This is a genomic window from Flavobacterium sp., from assembly GCF_024710485.1.
Classification (GTDB): Bacteria; Bacteroidota; Bacteroidia; order Flavobacteriales; family Flavobacteriaceae; genus Flavobacterium.
The window spans coordinates 61,733-81,499 of sequence record NZ_JANJUQ010000015.1 but is presented as its reverse complement, the minus strand read 5'-3'; the positions used below and the strand labels follow the sequence as shown (position 1 = coordinate 81,499).

Here is a 19,767-nt window from a genome sequence, read left to right as displayed (position 1 = left end):
CTAATACTGAAACAAAATATTTCTTCATGTCTTACTATTTAATTAATTGCGATTCTCCATTTACAAAAACGTCAACATCAGCATTTCCTTCAATGGAAACATTTGTTCCTTCTTGTTTTACTTCAACTTTTACAATGGCATTTCTGAAATTTACTTTGAAAGAATAGCCTTTCCATTGTGCTGGAATTTTTGGTTCAAAATGCAATTGGTTATTTCTAACGCGCATTCCACCAAAACCTTCTACGATACTCATCCAAGTTCCCGCCATTGAAGTAATGTGTAAACCTTCTTCCACTTCTTTGTTGTAATCGTCTAAGTCCAAACGCGAAGTTCTTAAATAGAAAGTGTAAGCTTGTTCCATTCGGCCTAAAACAGCGGCTTGAATTGAATGCACACATGGCGATAACGAACTTTCATGAACTGTAAAAGGCTCGTAAAAATCGAAGTGTTTCTCCAATTGTTCTTTACTGAAATGATCTTCAAAGAAATAGAAACCTTGCAGTGTATCGGCTTGTTTGATGTATGGCGAACGCAAGATTCGATCCCAAGACCATTTTTGGTTGATTGGTCGTTGCGATTTGTCTAAATCGTGTACTTTCACTAACTCTTTGTCCAAGAAACCGTCCTGTTGCAAGTACACGCCGTGTTCTTCTGAATAAGGGAAATACATGTGGTCGGCCACTTTTTTCCAGTGCAGAATTTCGGCTTGGTCTAAGTTGACTTTGCTCATGATTCTGGAGTAATCAGAAGCGTATTCTTGTTTTACTTTTTGGATTTGTTCGATGGTGTAATCGATACACCATTTGGCAATATAATTGGTGTAGAAATTATTGTTGACGTTGTTTTCGTATTCATTCGGACCGGTAACGCCTAAAATCACATATTGATTTCTATAGGTAGAGAAGGTCGCTCTTTGGTGCCAAAAACGGGCAATACCAATTAGGACTTCCAAACCTTTTTCCGGGATATAGCTGTAATCTCCGGTGAATCGGTAGTAATTGAAAATGGCAAAAGCGATAGCGCCGTTTCGGTGAATTTCTTCAAAGGTAATTTCCCATTCATTGTGACATTCTTCGCCATTCATGGTTACCATTGGATACAAAGCGGCACCATTTTTAAAGCCTAATTTAGCTGCATTTTCGATGGCTTTATCCAACTGATTGTAGCGATAGGCCAATAAATTTCGAGCGACTTGTTGGTCTTTAGTTGCCATGTAAAACGGAATGCAATAGGCTTCGGTATCCCAATAAGTAGAACCGCCGTATTTTTCTCCGGTAAATCCTTTTGGACCGATATTTAGGCGTGAATCTTTACCTAAGTACGTTTGGTTCAATTGGAAAATATTGAAGCGAATGCCTTGTTGTGCTTTCACGTCGCCTTCGATAGTGATGTCGCTCATTTCCCAAATTTTCGCCCAAGCGTCTATTTGGTTTTGCAACAAACTATCATATCCTAAAGCTAATCCTTGTTGGATTACTTTTTGGGCCGCCGAAATTAAGTTGGTCGAAGCATGATTCATCGAAACCGTATAACCTCCCAATTTTTGTAAGGCGATGGTTTGTCCTTTTGATACCAATTGTTCGTAGGTAAAAATCACTTTATCAGAAGTAGTATCGGTAAACTCCGGTTCGGCATTTTGATTTTCGTTGTTGAGGAAAATGCTGTTGTGCATGAAAGTGGCGACTTCAAAATGAGTTTTAAAGGTGCGCGCTACTACAAAAGCTTCATTGGTATCGTGTTGGGTTTGTAACGGTTCCCAAAATTTCTCTTCCCAGTTGGCATCTTCATTGTGTACTCCGGCATCTAAATAGGGTTTGAAAACGATGGTGGCATCTTGGTTTTTCGGGGTGATTTCGTATTTGATGACACCTAACTCATCGATGTCTAAAGACAAAAATCTTCTAACATTAACGTCGATTTCGATACCGTTATTTAAGAATGCGGTGAACGAACGATGGTACCAACCTTCTTTCATGTTCAGTTCGCGTTTAAAGTCGGATACTTTACAAGACGCTAAATCGAGCGTTTCGCCGTTGATTTCTACTAAAATACCAATCCAGTTCGGCGCATTCAATACTTTAGCGAAATATTCCGGATAGCCGTTTTTCCACCAACCCACTTTGGTCTTGTCCGGATAATAAATACCGGCAATGTAGCTCCCTTGGAAGGTTTTTCCGGAATAGAATTCTTCAAAATTGGCACGTTGCCCCATGGCTCCGTTACCGATGCTGAATAAACTTTCCGACGATTTTACGCGGTCTAAATCAAATCCTTCTTCAATAATCGACCAGTTGTCTGGTTTGATATAATCTTGGTTCATTGTAATTTTTTTATTGTCCTTTTATCATTCGATTTTAGTTTATAAGACCTTCGATGAAGTCTAAATCCATAAACGTAAAATCTTTAAAATTATACTTTGCTTCGTGTAAAATAGTGGCATCACCTATGCCAACACTAATCATGTTCGCGATGTTAGCGGCTTGAATGCCTGCTACGCTGTCTTCAAAAACGATGGCGTTTTCGTTGGACACGTTTAGTAATTGCGCAGCTCTGAGAAAAACTTCCGGATCAGGTTTGGCATTAGAGACATCATTTCCGTCAACAATCGCATCAAAAAAGTGCAGAATTCCTGTTTTTTCAAGAATAGGTCGGGCATTTTTGCTAGCCGAGCCTAAGGCGATAAGTTGTTGTTTTTCTTTGATAAATTCGAGTACGGTGACCACTCCGGGCAATATTTCGCTTTCGTCCATATCGACCAAGTAGGATAAGTAGTCTTCGTTTTTTTGGATGAGCCATTTGTTTTTGTCTTCTTGAGAGGCTTCAATGTTACCTAAGGCCAAGATGATGTCAAGAGAACGAACGCGGCTGACTCCTTTTAATTCTTCGTTGTGTTCGGGGGTAAATTCGATGCCCAATTCTTGTGCTAATTTTTGCCACGCTAAAAAATGGTATTTAGCGGTGTCAACGATTACGCCGTCGAGGTCGAATATGAATGCTTTTTTTGTCATTAATTGATGTCTTTACTGTCTTTTACTTTAAGGGCTAAATAGGCTGCAATAAGGAAGCTCACGCCACTCATAACTAAGGCATAGATAGCGTGGTCGCCGTAAACATATTTTACTAACGGACCACCGATTAAAGCGTTGATGATTTGTGGGATAACGATGAAAAAATTGAATATTCCCATATATACTCCCATTTTTTTAGGGTGAATGGAACCGGCCAGAATCGCGTAAGGCATGGCTAAAATACTGGCCCAAGCAAAGCCAACTAATACCATTGAAATGATTAAAGCTTCTTTGTTAGGCATAAAATACATAGAAATCAAACCGATTCCGCCTAAAACCAATGATAGGGCATGGGTTTTTCTTCTGCCGATTTGTTTGGCTATGTAAGGGAGAAGAAAGGCCACAATAGCAGAAACAAAATTGTAGACTCCGAAAATGATGCCTACCCAGTCGCCTGCCGATTGAAACTCGGGGCTTTTCGTATCACTAACCGATAAGCCGTAAATGTGTTGGGCTATGGCAGGTGTAGTGAATACCCACATTCCGAATAATCCGAACCAAGAGAAGAATTGCACCCAGCTCAGTTGACGCATGGTTGCAGGCATTTTGGCAAAGTCGCTGAAAATATCAGAGAGCTTGGATTCTTTCTCCTCGCCCATGGCTTCTAAATGTTCTTTTTCATCTCGAAATTGAGCCAGCTCTTCAGGGGAGTATTCTTTCGTAGTTACTACCGTAATCAGAATGGTCCCAATCAACACTAAAGCGCCAATGATAAAAGAATAAATTAAATTGTCCGGGATGCCAGATTCCTCGGTTGGTAAGTTACTGATGCCGAACCATTCGTTTAATACGTATGGCAACCAAGAGCCCACTACTGCGCCAATACCGATTAATGCGGTTTGAACACTAAAACCTAAGGTGTGTTGGTCTGCTCTCAAATTGTCTCCCACCAAGGCTCGGAAAGGTTCCATGGCAATATTGAATGAAGCATCCATAATCATTAACATTCCGGCGCCAACCCACAAGGCCGGCATGAAAGCAATGAAAATTTCCGCTTGCGGCATCAATACCAACCCTATTGAAGCCAATAAGGCACCCGTTAAAAAATAAGGTTTTCTTCTGCCGAATCTTCCCCAAGTATTGTCGCTGTAATGACCTATTAAAGGTTGAACTATCAATCCCATCAAAGGGGCTATAATCCAGAACCATGATAATTCGTGTACATCGGCACCGAAAATTTGGAGAATTCTGCTGGCGTTAGCATTTTGGAGGGCAAAACCCATCTGTATCCCTAGGAAACCGAAACTCATGTTCCAAATTTCCCAGAAACCTAATTTACGCTTTTCCATTATCGTAATATGTTGGTTTGTAATACGATAAGCGCTTTGCTTATCAAAACTTTAATTTTTTTCGAAGTAAAGTATAAGCTTTGATAATTGCGGTAAAGATAATAAAGAATTTATAATGTGATTATTTCGCTCCGAAAAAATGAGTTGATGTACCAGCGCAAACGTTTTTTGTTGATAAAAACTATCGGGTGGATTCTCTTTCGACTAATTCGGTTTCGATTACTTCTGTTCTGTATTGTTCTTCGTCTTCTTCTTCGGCTTCCAATCTTTCAATTAACATTTTAGCCGCTTTTCCGCCCATTTTTACACCATTCTGGCTGACAGTTGTAATACTTGGAGAGGAATATTTAGAGATAATACCATCGGTAAATCCGATAACTGAAATGTCATCCGGCACTTTTTTGCCTAATTTGTTGGCTACTTTGATTGCGGTAACCGCAAACAATTCGTTCACTGCAAATATGGCGTCAATAGAATTGTTTGTTAAAAGAGCAGCAATGCTGTCTTCGAAGTTTTCAGTGTCTTCGATTTTTAAAATTAAGTTTTCATCGACCTTGATGTCGTTGTTTTTTAAAGCTTTTATGTAGCCTTCGGTTCTCAATTTTCCTACGCTCACGTAGTCTACAGTTGAGATTAAGGCAATTTTTTTGAAGCCTTTGTCGATGAAGTATTGTGTAGCATTGAATGCGGCTAAGCTATCGTCAATAATGACTTTGTCACATAATATCTCATTAGTAATTCGGTCAAACATGACTACCGGCATTCCTTGGTTGATGACCTCTGTTATGTGGTGAAAATCTTTTTTTAATTGTGTTTCTTTGGACAATGACATGATGAAACCGTCTATACTACCGTTAGCCAACATTTCCATATTGATAACTTCTTTATCGAACGATTCGTCGGAAAGGCATACTAAAACATTGTACCCGTTTTCATTGGCTACATTTTCTACACCGCTAATCACTGTGGCGAAAAAATGATGAATAATCTCGGGGATGATGATGCAAATGGTTTTTGTTTTTTTGTTTTTTAAACTTAAAGCAATATTGTTAGGCTTATAGTTGTATAATTTGGCAAACGCCTGAACTTTTTGGCGGGTGTCTTCGCTTATTTCCAAACTGTTTCGCAGTGATTTGGATACTGTAGAAATAGATACATCGAGTTCTTTGGCTATTTGTTTAAGCGTAACTTTTCTTTTCATCGTTTTGAAGGAGGTAAATACTGTTTTCTGAATAAAGATAGAGGTTATTTTTAATTCTGTCAATTTTGTACTTAAAAATATGGAATAATGGAAAAGTTTTCAACACGAAAACGTTTTCGAGTCGGATTTAACAAGCGTTTATTCCGGAGATTGAATTTTTTGCATAAATTTAACATTCGAAGTATAAGTATAAGCACAAAAAATTCAATTTTAACCTAAACAAAACGTATGAAAACAATTTACAAAAAGTTGTTATTTTTATTCCTTTTGCTTCCTTTTGGTGTTCTGGCACAGAGTACTTTGAGTGGAGTGGTTTTGGACAGTCAAACCAACCAACCATTACCGGGAGTAAATGTAATTGTCCAAGGCGCTAACAATAGCGCATCGACGGATTTTGACGGAAAGTTTCAGTTGGGAGGCCTTAAAAGCGGAGACAAAGTAGTCTTTTCTTATGTAGGGTATGATTCTCAAACGATTACTTTTTCCGGGCAAAAAACAGTCAGCATCAGTTTGGTGGAAAGCGCCAACCAACTACAAGAAGTAGTGGTGCAAGTAGGGTATGGATCCGTAAAGAAAAAAGATGCTACGGGGTCTGTAACTGCGATTACCGCAAAAGAGTTCAATAAAGGAGCTAACGTTACTGCCGAGAATTTGTTGTCAGGAAGAGTAGCAGGGCTTACCATTAACACAGGAGGTGGTGCGCCGGGAAGTGGTTCGCAAATCAGAATTCGTGGAGGATCTTCTCTAAGTGCCTCTAATGATCCGTTGATTGTTATTGACGGGTTACCGGTTACTAACGACTCTAATGTTGGTGCTACTTCAGTATTAGCCTCTTTGAATCCAAATGATATAGAAAGTTTCAACGTGCTGAAAGATGCTTCGGCTTCTGCCATCTATGGCGCAAGAGCTGCGAATGGGGTAATTATAATTACTACCAAAAGGGGAGGGAAAAAGCTATCAGTGGATTACAATTTTCAATATGGTTCAGGGAAGATTGCTAATAAGTTGGATATTATGAATTCTTCACAATATACTGCTTTTATTCAGCAATATCATCCAACTCGTTTTGCTGAGTTAGGTTTGGTTAATCCTAACATTACAGATGATCCGACAACGGCTATCAACGAAGCACAACAAATTTACAATACTGATTGGCAAGAAGCTATCTACAGAAGAACTGATTTTGTAGATAATAATATTTCTGTGAGAGGGCAATTGTTCAATCGTATTCCGGCAAAATTGACAATAGGTAATACTTACCAAGAAGGTTTAAGATTGACCAATCAGTTTACAAGAAATAATATTTCGGTAGCTTTAAATCCGAAATTTTTTGATGATCATTTAAAATTAAATGTCTCTGCTTTCTTCTCTAACGAAAGAAACAGATTTGCCAATGCAGTTGAAGGAACTGCCATCAGATTTGATCCTACCAAACCGGTTTATAATCCTTTCGGAGGAAACTTCAGTGGTTTCTTTGAATATGAGAGTTCAACTATTCCAACCGGCTTAGCGGCTCAATCTCCAAGAAACCCGGTTGCTGATTTATTGCAAACTAACGATAGAGGAATCAATAATAGATTTTTAGGAAATTTTGAAATCGATTATAAATTCCATTTCTTCCCTGCTTTGAGAGCGGTGGTTAATTTAGGATTTGATGAGTCAAATGGTGAAAGAAGAATACGAAAAGGAACAGAAGGTATCGGTTCCAGTGAGATTTTGAACGACGCCTTTATCGGTACTAATATTTTTGATGAAGATACTCGAAGAAATAAACTTTTGGATGCCTATTTTGTGTACAACAAAAAATTCGGCAACACTAATGTTGAAGCAACTGCCGGTTATTCTTATCAAAAATTTGAATACTATGGTTACAGAAGCGGAAACATTAATAATCCTACCTCTGTAGAGAGTTTTCCTGCCAGTCCGGATGAAGTTTTGATTGGTTATTTTGCCAGAACTAACCTAAGTTTCAAAGATAAATATTTACTAACTCTAGCTATGCGTCGTGATGGAACATCGCGTTTCGCTGAAGAAAACCGTTGGGGTAACTTCCCTTCTGCAGCTTTTGCTTGGAAAATTAATGAAGATTTCTTTAAAGACAGTAAGTTAATTTCTGATTTGAAATTGAGATTAGGTTGGGGGATTTCAGGACAGCAAGCTATTCCTGTTGGGGATTTTTATTTGCCGAGATATACTACAGGTTTGCCAAATTCACAGTACAGTTTAGGTGGCGTGGCTTATCAAGTGGGTGTGCCACAATCCTACAATCCTAATTTGAAATGGGAAGAGACCACTTCTTACAACGTAGGTTTTGATTACGGCTTATTCTCAGGAAGAATCTCAGGAAGTGTTGATGCCTTTTACAAATTAACGGAAGATTTATTCTTTAATGAAACACCTTATGCAGATGGTAGTAACTTTGGAAACCAAGGCCCGGCTAACGGAGGAAGTTTTTCTACCAAAGGGATTGAGTTGAATTTGAATGCGGATGTGCTTAAAACGGATACCTTCAACTGGAATGTTAATTTTAATGCTGCTAAATTTGAAAGAAGAATTGAATCTCTTCCAGGAGGTGCAACGGAGCAGCTTACAGGTTCTACCGGTCTAGGTTTTGGTGGGACATCTCAAATCAGAAAAGTTGGATTTACACCTGATTCTTTCTACGTTTACAAACAATTGTACAATACTGACGGAACACCGTTAGATGGTGCTTTTGCCGACTTGAACGGTGACGGAATTGTAAATGAAAACGACAGATACATCTACAAAAATCCCGATCCTGATGCTGTTTTCGGTTTCTCTTCTAACATGAACTACAAGAATTTTGATTTCTCATTCTTCTTAAGAGCCAGTATCGGAAACAGAATTTTGAATCAAGTTAATGCGGTTAGAGCATATTCTAACTTCGCAACTAACAATGACGGACAACTTTCTAACATTCCTACGGCTTTCAACGATACAGAATTCGCCAACAACGGTGGTACTATTGCCTTGTCTGATATTTATGTTGAAAACGGTTCTTTCTTAAGAATGGACAATATTACCTTAGGATATACTTTCCCGAATTGGTTAGACGGAAAAGCTTCTTTGAGATTATTTACAGGTGTTCAAAATGCCTTTATCATTACCAAATATTCCGGATTAGATCCTGAAATTAATGGCGGATTGGATAATACTATTTATCCTAGACAAAGACAGTTTTTATTTGGAGCTAATTTAAAATTTTAAAAAATGACTATGAAAAAAATTAAGTTCAATCTAGTTTATTTCCTTTTCGCTTCCTTGGTGTTTACATCATGTGAAAGTGATTTAGAAATCGAACCTGAAAATCCGAATGTGTTTCTTTCTGAAGAGTTTTTCTTTACAGAAGATGCTTATCAAAAAGGATTAGCAGGTGTATACGGTAATTTGTCACTTACCGGAACCAGTGGTCCTGAATCCTCGAACATTGGAGGTATTGACGCCGGAACCAGTCAGTATGGACGTTGTTTGTGGTACTTGCAAAACCTCACTACAGACGAGGCTGTTTGGAGTTATGAGGGAGATGGAGGTGTGAGAGAACTTCAAAGAAATATTTGGACTGCCGGTAATCCTATCATCAGAGGGATGTTCAGTCGCGCCATGTTCCAAGTAGCACTTTGTAACGAGTACTTAAGACAAACCACTCCTGAAAAACTTTCTTCGAGAGGTGTTACAGATGCCTCACTTTTGTCAAAAATTGTTGAATACAGAAGTGAGATTAAAGCCTTGAGAGCTCTAGCCTACTATCATTTGATGGACTTGTTCGGAAAAGCGGCTTTTAATACTGAAAACCAACCTGTAGCCATTGCCGGGGAGGAATACAACCGTCAAGAGTTGTTTCAGTACTTGGAGACGGAGTTAACCACTCTTATACCTGAACTAAAAGCACCAAGAACTAATGAGGCAGGACGATTGGATCAGGCTTTTGCCAGAATGATTTTGGCTAAAATGTATTTGAATGCCGAGGTTTACATCGGTCAAAACAGATACCAAGATTGTATGACTCAATGTGAGGCAATTATTGCCGGAGGTTATGTTTTAGAGAACAATTATTTGGACAATTTCAAAGCAGATAATGATACTTCTACTGAAATGATTTTTGCTATCCAATCTGATGGAGAGATTACTCAAAATTATGGTCCAACTACGGTTATGATTAATGGATCAGTAGGTTCATTAGAGCAAAATGGTACCGCTCTCGGTGTTGGTGCCGGCGGCTGGGGTGGAGCTATTCGTTTGAGAAAACAATTTGTTGAGAAATTCAACGGTGTTGATTTTGATTATGATGCCAGAAAAACAATCCTTGGAGGAGGTCCTAGATCTTTAGAAATTCAAGATATTTCTAACAGAAATCAAGGATACATTTTGACTAAGTATTCTAATGTTTCTTCTACAGGAATCACAGGCTCTAACTCAACTTTTGTAGATACAGATTTTCCACTGTTCCGTTTGGCGGATGTTTACTTAATGTATGCTGAAGCTCAAATGAGAAAAGATGGTGCAACTAACGGAAGTGGAACTGCAAATGCTTCTCAACAGTCTTTAGATTACATCAACGCATTGCGTTTCCGAGCTAACGGGGATAGTTTTGCTAATGTGAGTGCTTCACAAGTGACATTGGACTTTATCTTGGATGAGCGCGCTCGTGAATTGCATTGGGAGGCTCACCGAAGACAAGATTTGATTCGTTTCGGAAAGTATGCCGGTGGAACATACAACTGGGCATGGAAAGGAAATGCAGCGAGTGGTGTTTCTATCTCATCAAATTTAAATGTATATCCTATTCCAACTTTAGCGTTGGCAGCAAATCCTAATTTGACACAAAATACGGGGTATTAATAACTAAAATTATAACAAAATGAAAAAAATAATAAAATCAATTTTTGCAATAACTGTAACAGCCTTTTTACTTACATCTTGTGAAGATGAACAAGATTTAAGATTTGTTACACCAGATGGACAGTCGTTCAGTATAATTACTCCGGTGGCTGGAGAGTCAATTGTTTTAAACGAAAATACTCCAACTAATCCTGGTATTTCCTTAACATGGTCTCCGGTAGATTTTTCTACCCCAACACAAATTAATTACTCTATAGAGCTTGCTCCAAACGGTTCAGACTTTTCAGATGCTCAAGTGTTAGCCACAACCTCTAATGAGTTTGTAACTATTCAATCAGCGCAATTAAATTTTGCTGCTTTGGTAGCCGGTGCAACTCCTTTTGTTCAAAGTCCGGTTGATATCAGAATTAAAGCATCAGTAGGAACATCAGACCCTGTTTATTCAAACACCATTACTTATTTAGTAACACCATATGGTTGTTTAGGTCAGTTTGCTGTTGGTGCCGGGATTCCTTCTGCAGGATGGAATTGGGATTCTCCACTAAGCTTGATTTGTGACGACAACGTGTTAACGGCTACTGCTACATTAGCCAACGATACTTTCCGTTTCTTTACTACAGAAGGCGATTGGGGTTCAGGAAGAAATTACCCATATTATATTAATGATGGTTATAAAGTTAGCTCTGTGTTAGAAAATGCTAATGATGGAGATTCTAACTTCAGATTTACAGGAAACCCGGGCGTACACAGAATCAAAATTGATGAAAATCAAAAATTCATTACCGTAGCTCAAGGAAATAACGATGCTAATTCATTTTGGTTAGTAGGCGCTGCTACTCCGGGAGGATGGTCATGGGCCGGTAACAACGAAACTGAATTCCCGTTAGTAAAAACAGGAGTGTATGAAACTATCTTGAGATTAAACAGCGGCGAAACTTTCAGAGTTTGGGAAGAAAATAACGGTGGTGACAGTTGGGGAGAAACCAACAGAAACTACCCTTACTATGTGTCACAAGGTTATACCATTTCTCCTGAATTGATTAATGGTTTAGACGGTGACAGTAACTTTAGATATGTTGGAGCAACTGGTGTTAGAAGATTAACAATAGATACCGTTGCCAAAACAATCACATTAAACTAAAATAAAAATCAATAAACACAGACCAATGCAAATTGGTCTGTGTTTTTAAAAATAGCGTTATGAAAAAGACTCTTATTCTGGCTCTGATGTTTTTGGGATGCCTTTGTACATTTGCTCAGGTGACTACCTCTCCATCACCAGTAATAGCAACTCAATCTGCTACCATTACTTTTAATAAAACTGGAACGCCTTTGGCCAACTATACAGGGACTATTTATGCCTACATTGGAGTTACAGTTAACGGTGTACAGTGGCAAAACATTAAGGGAAGCAGTGTTTGGGGAAATAATATACAGCCCCAAATGACCCAAGTTACTTCCAATACCTATAGTTTAACTATTAGTCCGGATTTATTTACTTATTTTGGTGTGTCAACATCAAGTTCTATAACACAAATTTGTGTTGTTTTCAGAAGTGAAGATGCTTCTCAACAAACAGCAGATATTTTCATTCCGGTAGGAGCATTTCAATATACCTTAACAGCTCCCGCTGTAAACAGTAATAATTTTATTGCTAGTGGAGGTAATTTAACAGTAACTGCTAACAACACTAACGGTACCGCTACTTATACGCTAATAGCTAACGGAACAACCATCAATACGCAAAACACTTCGAATTATTCTTTTACCCATACAGGAATAACTTCAAATCAAGCATATACTTTACAAATAACTCAAGGAAACACAACCTTTACAACAAGATTTAATGCTATCATAATAGCAACAACCCAAATACAAGCGATGCCGGCCGGATTAGTTGATGGAATCAATTACAATTCCTCAGATCCTACCAAAGCAACCTTAGTTTTAAATGCACCATTTAAGGATTTTGTTTATGTGGCCGGTAGTTTCAATAACTGGCAGCCTAACAATTCTTATGTCATGAAACGCGACAATACTTCAGGCAAATATTGGCTCGAGTTAACCGGTTTAACTCCGGGTCAAATTTATGCTTATCAATATTGGGTGTGCGACCAAACCAACAGACCGGTAAATTCACCGGCTATTGTGAAAACCGCAGATCCGTTCTCTACTTTAGTGTTATCTCCTTTTGATGATCCTGAAATTATTTCTCTAGGGGTATTCCCGGGATTACCGGCCTATAATACCATCGCGCCTAACCAAGAAAGAGAGGTAACCGTATTACAAACCGGCCCAAATAGTTTGTTTGCTTACAATTGGAGTAGCGCGACTTTAAATTTCGTAAAACCTAATAAAAAAGATTTAGTTTTTTATGAAGTTTTAATCAGAGATTTTGATACCAACAGAACTTTCCAAGACTTAATCAACAAAATTGATTACTTCAAAAACTTAAACATCAATGCCATCAAATTAATGCCTGTAATGGAATTTGAAGGCAATATGAGTTGGGGATATAACACCGTTTTCCACATGGCATTAGACAAACGATATGGTCCACCGGTGAAATTAAAAGAGTTTGTTGATTTGTGTCACCAAAATGGTATTGCAGTAGTTCTAGACTTGGCCTTAAACCATGTTTTCGGACGTTCTCCGCTGGAAAGAATGTGGATGTTAGACTCAGACAACGATGGTTGGGCTAACGGAAGCGGACCAAGAACAACTACCGAAAACCCATATATCAACCAAGTAGCGCTGCATAGTTATAATGTTGGTAGCGACTTAAATCACTTCAGAGAATCTGGTCCCGGAGGAAATATGACCAATACTTATGCTTTAAGAACCATCCAGTATTGGATTAATGAATTCAAAATTGATGGTTACCGATGGGATTTAACCAAAGGTTTCACTAACCAATGTACCTCAATGGATGAGACTTGTACCAATGGTTATCGCACCGACAGAGTTGCTAAAATGAAATGGTATGCCGACAACCAATGGGCTGCAGATCCTAATTCATTAGTGATTTTTGAACATTTAGGAACCGGTGGTTCTGCTGCAGAAGAGTTAGAATGGGCCAACTACCAACGTAACGGCGATAGCAAAGGAATCATGCAGTGGAGAAAGATGACCGATCCTTATGCTAATTTGTTAAAAGGGAATTATGCTGATCTTTCAGGTGTGTCTGATGCTAGTAACTATCGTTTTATTGGTTATGCTGAGAGTCATGACGAAGAGAGAGTAGTTTATAAAGCCTTAACCGAAGCCGGTCAAACACAAGGTAATTTATCAAAAGTATTGCAAAGATTACCGGCTATGGGCGCAGTATTGTTTATGGTTCCAGGACCAAAAATGATGTGGCACTTCGGTGAATTGGGTTGGGATAAGTCGTTGTGGACATGCAACAACGGAAATGTCTCTTTCTCATCACCGGATTGTAAACTAGACACTAAACCACAATACCAATGGACAGAAAATTGGTTGCAAAACGCAGCAAGAGCTAACGTTTACAATCAATGGGCTCGCCAAATCGACTTAAGAATCGCCGAAGACGTTTTCCAAAACGGACAGTATGCTTGGAATTTAAGCCAAACAGGAAGTCCACGACTAGACGTTTGGACTTCTACATCACCAACGGCTTCTTTGAGTTACGTGTTTGTACTTACCAATTTCTCAGACAATACCTATAATGCCCCGGGAGGATTTCCTTTTACGGGCAATTGGGTGAATTTAATGGATAATACCGTTTTCAATGTGTCCAGTACCAGTCAAAACGTATCCATTGAACCGGGTGGTTTCAGAATTTTTGGTAACCAACAAAGTACTTTAGATGTTAGCCAAAATACTATCAATGGATTTGGTTTGTATCCTAATCCAACCACAGGCAGTTTCAATATCAAAGGACAAGTGTCTAAAGTTGAAGTTTACTCGATTACAGGTCAAAGAGTGAAATCGTTTGAAAACATTACCGGTGAAGATTATCAATTTGATATCAATGAATTGAATCGAGGTGTTTACTTAGTGAAGGCTTTCGACAGTAACAACAATTCGTCAACGATGAAATTGATTAAACAATAAGTTAGATTTAGTTATTATAATTATTTGACAAGAGCCGCATTTTAGAATGCGGCTCTTGTTTTTTATAAAAATTTTCACCTTAAATTTTTTAGTCTCTTCTCGGAATTGTATTTTTGATGCATGAAAAAACCTTCAAAGTCAATAATAATCAGGATTTTAAAGTTTTCCGGTATCACTTTCGGTTCCATTCTTCTCTTGATGTTTTTGATTCCGATTCTCTTCCCGGGTAAAATAGCCGAAGAGGTGAAGGCTTTCGCCAATAAAAAACTAAACGGCGAACTCAATTTCAAAGAAGCTAATCTTTCGTTTTTCAACCATTTTCCGTCGCTGACGTTAACCTTAACTGACTTTTCTTTAAAAGGTTCTGCGCCTTATCAAAAGGAAACTTTGGTTTCGGCCAATGAGATGGCTTTCGGAATTGATATAAGTGCCTTGGTTTTCGATAATAGCGTGGTAATCGATAAGATTTTTGTCTCCAATGCATTCATCAATGTTAAAGTCAATGCCAAAGGCCAAGCGAATTACAACGTTTATATCTCCGACGAAAAAGCCACTGCTAAAGATACTACCAGCAATACTTCATTGCGCTTGGATAAGATTGCCATCGAAAATACTCATTTGGTGTACAACGACCAATCTACCAAAATGCTAATCGATGCTAAAGGGTTTAATTATATAGGAAATGGCGACTTAGACCAAGCCATTTTCGATATTTATACCGAAGCGGAAATAGCCGATTTCGATTTTACCTACGACGGTCAGCAATACCTGACTAACAAAAGTGTTAATGCAGATTTGATTACGAAAATCAATACCAATTCCCTGGCGTTTGTCTTCCAACAAAACAACTTAAAAATCAATAAACTTCCGGTGGAGTTTAGCGGAAAATTCGATTTCCTAAGCAATGGTTACGATATGGATTTTAACATCAAATCCGAAAATAGCAAACTCAACGATTTCTTCACCGCTTTGCCGCCGGCCTACGTTACTTGGCTCGAAAAAACCAAAGTCAAAGGCCGCACCGATTTGTTGTTTACCCTAAAAGGCAAATACATTGCCTCTAAGAATCAGAAGCCCGATTTAGCGTTCAATATGAAAATTCGCGATGGTCTTATTGCTTACAAAGACGCGCCGTTTCCGGTGTCGAATATCTTTCTGAATTTCGATACCCAATTGCCGGCTTTAGACACGGAACAACTCAAAGTCAATATCGATTCCATTTTCTTTAATGTCGATAAAGATTACGTCAAGGCCATTATCAAAACGCAAGGTTTATCGAAACCGACTATTGACGCCAGAATCAAATCTAAAATCGACTTAGCCTTGATGGATAAAGCTTTCGGATTGCAAAATATGGATTTGCGCGGCGTTTTGATTATCGGCCTAAAATCGAAAGGTGTATACGACCAAAAGAACAATAAAATTCCGGTTACCGAAGGTAAAATCAATTTCAAAAACGGTTACGTAAAAACTGATTACTATCCGAATCCGATACAAAACATCAATTTGATGGCGTCGATTTTAGATCGAAAAGGTTCTTTGGACGATTTAAAAATCAACATTACGCCGGCATCATTTGTGTTTGAAGGGAAGCCTGTTTTTGTGAACGCCAAGTTGCAAAATTTCAATAACATCCGTTACGATATCAAAGCCAAAGGCGAATTGGATTTGGGCAGAATCTATAGTGTTTTCTCCCAAAAAGGTCTGGATGTGAAAGGCTTTGTCAAGGCGGATGTCGCTTTCAAAGGTTCGCAAGACGATGCCATGAACGGTCACTACAACAAATTGCAAAACCAAGGTACTTTGGTGCTCAAAAACATCAAAACCACTTCGGAATACTTGCCGAAACCATTTGTTATCAAAGAAGGAACGTTCAAATTTTATCAAGATAAGATGAATTTTAACGATTTCCTCGCTGCTTACGGTCAGTCTGATTTTACAATGAACGGCTATCTCCAAAATGTAATCGATTTTGTGCTGACCAACAAAGCTGTGCTCAAAGGCAACTTCCAATTGCATTCTGATTTTATCAATGTAGATGAGTTTATGGCTAAACAAGAAGTTACAGTTGTGTATCCGCCATTAAGTGCTCCAACAGAAACCAAGCTGGAAAATGGAGTAGTGGTCATTCCGCCTAACTTCGACTTACAGTTCAACGCCACTGCTGACAAAATCAATTTCGATGGTTTAGCGATTGAAAATTTAACCGGAAATCTCAACATCAACAAAGGTCAACTTACACTCAAACAATCCGGTTTTGATTTGGTTGGCGCTAATGTGAAAATGGATTTGGTGTACGGAAGTCAATCACCTGAAAAAGCCTTCTTCGATTTTAAAGTATTGGCTAAAGAATTCGATGTGAAACGCGCCTACAACGAAGTCAAAATGTTCCGCGAAATGGCTACTGCTGCAGAAAGTGCCGAGGGAATCATTTCGTTAGATTATAAAGTGGCCGGTATACTTGATGCGAATATGGCGCCGATTTATCCATCTTTAACAGGAGGCGGCGTTTTGTCGGTGAAAAAAGTCAAAATGAAAGGCTTTAAACTCTTTGGTGCTGTTAGTAAAAAAACCGGCAGAGAAGCCATCAAAAATCCGGATTTGTCGCAGGTTGATATCAAAACCACTATTAAGAATAATATCATCAATATCGAACGTTTTAAGTTTAAAGTAGCCGGTTTCCGCCCAAGAATTGAAGGACAAACCAGTTTCGACGGCAAGTTGAACATCAAAATGCGATTAGGATTGCCGCCTTTCGGGATTATTGGTATTCCGATTACAGTTACCGGAACCCAAGAAAACCCAAAAGTAAGATTGGGCAAACAAACCGAAGATTTACAAGAAACCGAATACGAAGGCGAAGTACCGCAACCCATTTCTGAACCTGCCAAAGCGCAATAATTTCAGCTTTTTTTTCCGCTAAAATTCAACGGCTATAGCCTATATTTGTAGTCCGTTAATCTATTACTATTTTGCTATGAATAATGCAGTTGCCGGTTTTTCTAAATTATCCAAAGAAGAAAAAATTCAATGGTTGACCAATGAATATTTCAGTAATCCATCCGAAGCCACTAATACCATCAAACAATATTGGAACAGCGATGAAAAGCTCCAACAATTGCACGATGAGTTCATAGAAAACACCATTACCAATTTCTATTTGCCTATGGGCATTGCGCCCAACTTTTTAATCAACGGCAAATACCACTCGGTACCTATGGTGATTGAAGAAAGCTCTGTGGTGGCAGCAGCAGCGAAATCGGCTAAGTTTTGGAGTACACGCGGCGGATTCAAAGCGACAGTTCTAAATACCGAGAAAATAGGTCAGGTGCACTTTTTATTCCAAGGTGATGGCGAGAAATTGCAAACTTTTTTCAATGCAGTTAAACCAGTTTTACTCGATTCGACTGAGAGCATCACGAAGAATATGCAGAAACGCGGCGGCGGTATTGTATCTCTTACTTTACGCGACAAGACAGCCGATTTAGCCAACTATTACCAATTGCATGTCACTTTCGAAACCAAAGACAGTATGGGCGCGAATTTCATCAATTCGTGTTTGGAGCAATTGGCGAAGACTTTAAAAGAAGAAGCGAAAAATTATGATAGTTTTTCTGAGATAGAGAAAGACATTACGGTAGTGATGAGCATCTTGTCGAATTATGTGCCGAATTGTTTAGTAAGAGCCGAAGTTTCCTGTAAAGTAGAAGATTTAGCTGAAAAGAAAATCGAAAACCCGCAAGAGTTTGCCGAGAAATTTGTGCAAGCCGTTCGCATCGCCGAAATAGAGCCCTTCCGAGCGGTAACACACAACAAAGGCATCATGAATGGTATCGATGCGGTTGTCTTAGCTACCGGTAACGATTTCCGTGCGGTAGAAGCCGGAGTGCATGCTTATGCCTCGAGAAACGGTCAGTATTCGAGTTTGTCTCATGCCAAGATAGAAAACGGAATCTTTACTTTTTGGATGGAAGTTCCGTTGGCATTGGGCACCGTTGGCGGCTTGACTTCTTTACATCCGTTGGTGAAAATGGCGCTGGAAATTTTAGGGAAGCCTTCTGCACAAGAACTGATGCAGATAGTAGCAGTGACCGGATTGGCCCAAAATTTTGCGGCTTTACGTTCGTTAACTACTACCGGAATTCAGGAAGGACACATGAAAATGCACCTCAATAATATTTTAAACCAATACCAGGCCACGGCTGAAGAACGAAAAGCCATTACAGCACATTTCCAAAATAGTACTGTTACACACGCCTCAGTAGTGGCATTGATTGAAAGCTTAAGAAAATAAATTGCTTTACAAACCTTGGAAGGCATGAAACAAACTTTTTATAGCAATGGAAAATTGCTTATTACCGGTGAGTATTTGGTGCTCGACGGTGCCAAAGCATTCGCCTTACCAACCCAATACGGTCAGGATTTAATCGTTGAGGAAACGAACGATGGTTTACTGCGTTGGACCAGTTTTGACCATGATAAAAGCATTTGGTTTGAAGATACTATTGCTGTCGAATCTATTGTCAGTAAAGAGCGTTTTGAGGATGATAAAAGCGTTAAAAATACTTTAATCGAAATCTTGCACGAAGCCTATCTGATGAATGCAGATTTTATCAAGGACGGGAAAGGCTATACCATTACGACAAACTTAACTTTTCCCAGATTATGGGGATTAGGTACGTCATCTACATTAATTAACAATATTGCGCAATGGCTGCAAATAGATGCTTTCGAATTGTTGCGAAGAAGTTTCGGCGGCAGCGGTTACGACATTGCTTGTGCGCAAAACAACACGGGTATTATTTACCAATTGGTCAACGAAAAGCCTACCGTGGAAATAGTGCACTTTAATCCCGATTTCACTGATAAGATTTTCTTTGTCTATCTCAATAAAAAACAAAGCAGTAAAAGAGCAATTGCTTCTTATTATAATAATTTAGGAAATATCCAAAAGGCGATTCCGGTGATTAATGAAATCACACAAACGGTTATTGAGGCTACTCATCCTAAGGCTTTTGCTTTAGCTTTGTTACAGCACGAAATTGAACTCAGCAATATCTTAGAATTAAGCACTATAAAAGAAACTCTTTTTCATGATTTTGATGGTGTGGTTAAGAGTTTAGGTGCTTGGGGAGGCGATTTTGTCTTGGCCATATCCAAGGAAAATCCAACCGATTATTTTAAGGCTAAAGGATTTGAAACAATTATTCCTTACAGTGAAATGATATTATAAAAAAACCTGTCTTTTAGACAGGTTTTTTATTTCATTATA

11 protein-coding genes are annotated in these 19,767 nt (G+C 38.7%); 7 read left to right on the top strand and 4 right to left on the bottom strand.

Annotated features, from left to right (window positions below):
- Nucleotides 1-34 precede the first annotated feature (34 nt).
- The 4 genes from Q0M21_RS03325 to Q0M21_RS03310 form a co-directional block, all read right to left on the bottom strand.
- Complete coding sequence (locus tag Q0M21_RS03325; protein WP_295334713.1) at nt 35-2,320, bottom strand: glycoside hydrolase family 65 protein; 2,286 nt, start codon at nt 2,318-2,320, stop codon at nt 35-37.
- Nucleotides 2,321-2,354: 34 nt separating this feature from the next.
- A complete protein-coding gene (gene pgmB / locus Q0M21_RS03320; protein ID WP_295334710.1) occupies nt 2,355-3,008 on the bottom strand; it encodes a beta-phosphoglucomutase in 654 nt (217 codons plus the stop codon).
- Nucleotides 3,008-4,357, bottom strand: a complete 1,350-nt coding sequence (locus Q0M21_RS03315) for an MFS transporter (RefSeq protein WP_295334707.1) — start codon at nt 4,355-4,357, stop codon at nt 3,008-3,010. The genes pgmB and Q0M21_RS03315 overlap by 1 nt, the downstream gene beginning before the upstream one ends.
- 181 nt (nt 4,358-4,538) lie before the next feature.
- The gene (locus Q0M21_RS03310; protein WP_295334704.1) at nt 4,539-5,558 is read right to left on the bottom strand and encodes a LacI family DNA-binding transcriptional regulator; all 1,020 of its coding nucleotides are present in this window, start codon (nt 5,556-5,558) and stop codon (nt 4,539-4,541) included.
- A 228-nt stretch (nt 5,559-5,786) separates the two neighbouring features.
- Here Q0M21_RS03310 and Q0M21_RS03305 point away from each other — a divergent pair, with 228 nt between their 5' ends.
- The 7 genes from Q0M21_RS03305 to Q0M21_RS03275 all read left to right on the top strand — a co-directional run bounded on the left by Q0M21_RS03305 (nt 5,787) and on the right by Q0M21_RS03275 (nt 19,728).
- On the top strand, nt 5,787-8,786 hold the full coding sequence (locus Q0M21_RS03305; protein WP_295334701.1) for a SusC/RagA family TonB-linked outer membrane protein: 3,000 nt from the start codon (nt 5,787-5,789) through the stop codon (nt 8,784-8,786).
- A 9-nt stretch (nt 8,787-8,795) separates the two neighbouring features.
- Nucleotides 8,796-10,418: a RagB/SusD family nutrient uptake outer membrane protein gene (locus Q0M21_RS03300; protein WP_295334698.1), complete on the top strand. Its 1,623-nt coding sequence runs from the start codon at nt 8,796-8,798 to the stop codon at nt 10,416-10,418.
- Between the two features lie 19 nt (nt 10,419-10,437).
- Entirely contained in the window at nt 10,438-11,559 is a 1,122-nt protein-coding gene (locus tag Q0M21_RS03295; protein ID WP_295334696.1) for a SusE domain-containing protein, read from the top strand.
- 59 nt (nt 11,560-11,618) lie between these two features.
- Entirely contained in the window at nt 11,619-14,495 is a 2,877-nt protein-coding gene (locus tag Q0M21_RS03290; RefSeq protein ID WP_295334694.1) for an alpha-amylase family glycosyl hydrolase, read from the top strand.
- 120 nt (nt 14,496-14,615) lie between these two features.
- Entirely contained in the window at nt 14,616-17,396 is a 2,781-nt protein-coding gene (locus tag Q0M21_RS03285) for an AsmA family protein (RefSeq protein WP_295334691.1), read from the top strand.
- Nucleotides 17,397-17,472: 76 nt separating this feature from the next.
- Nucleotides 17,473-18,789, top strand: coding sequence for a hydroxymethylglutaryl-CoA reductase, degradative (locus tag Q0M21_RS03280; protein ID WP_295334688.1), 1,317 nt, complete (start codon nt 17,473-17,475; stop codon nt 18,787-18,789).
- A 24-nt stretch (nt 18,790-18,813) separates the two neighbouring features.
- Nucleotides 18,814-19,728, top strand: coding sequence for a GYDIA family GHMP kinase (locus tag Q0M21_RS03275; protein WP_295334685.1), 915 nt, complete (start codon nt 18,814-18,816; stop codon nt 19,726-19,728).
- Nucleotides 19,729-19,767: the final 39 nt, after the last annotated feature.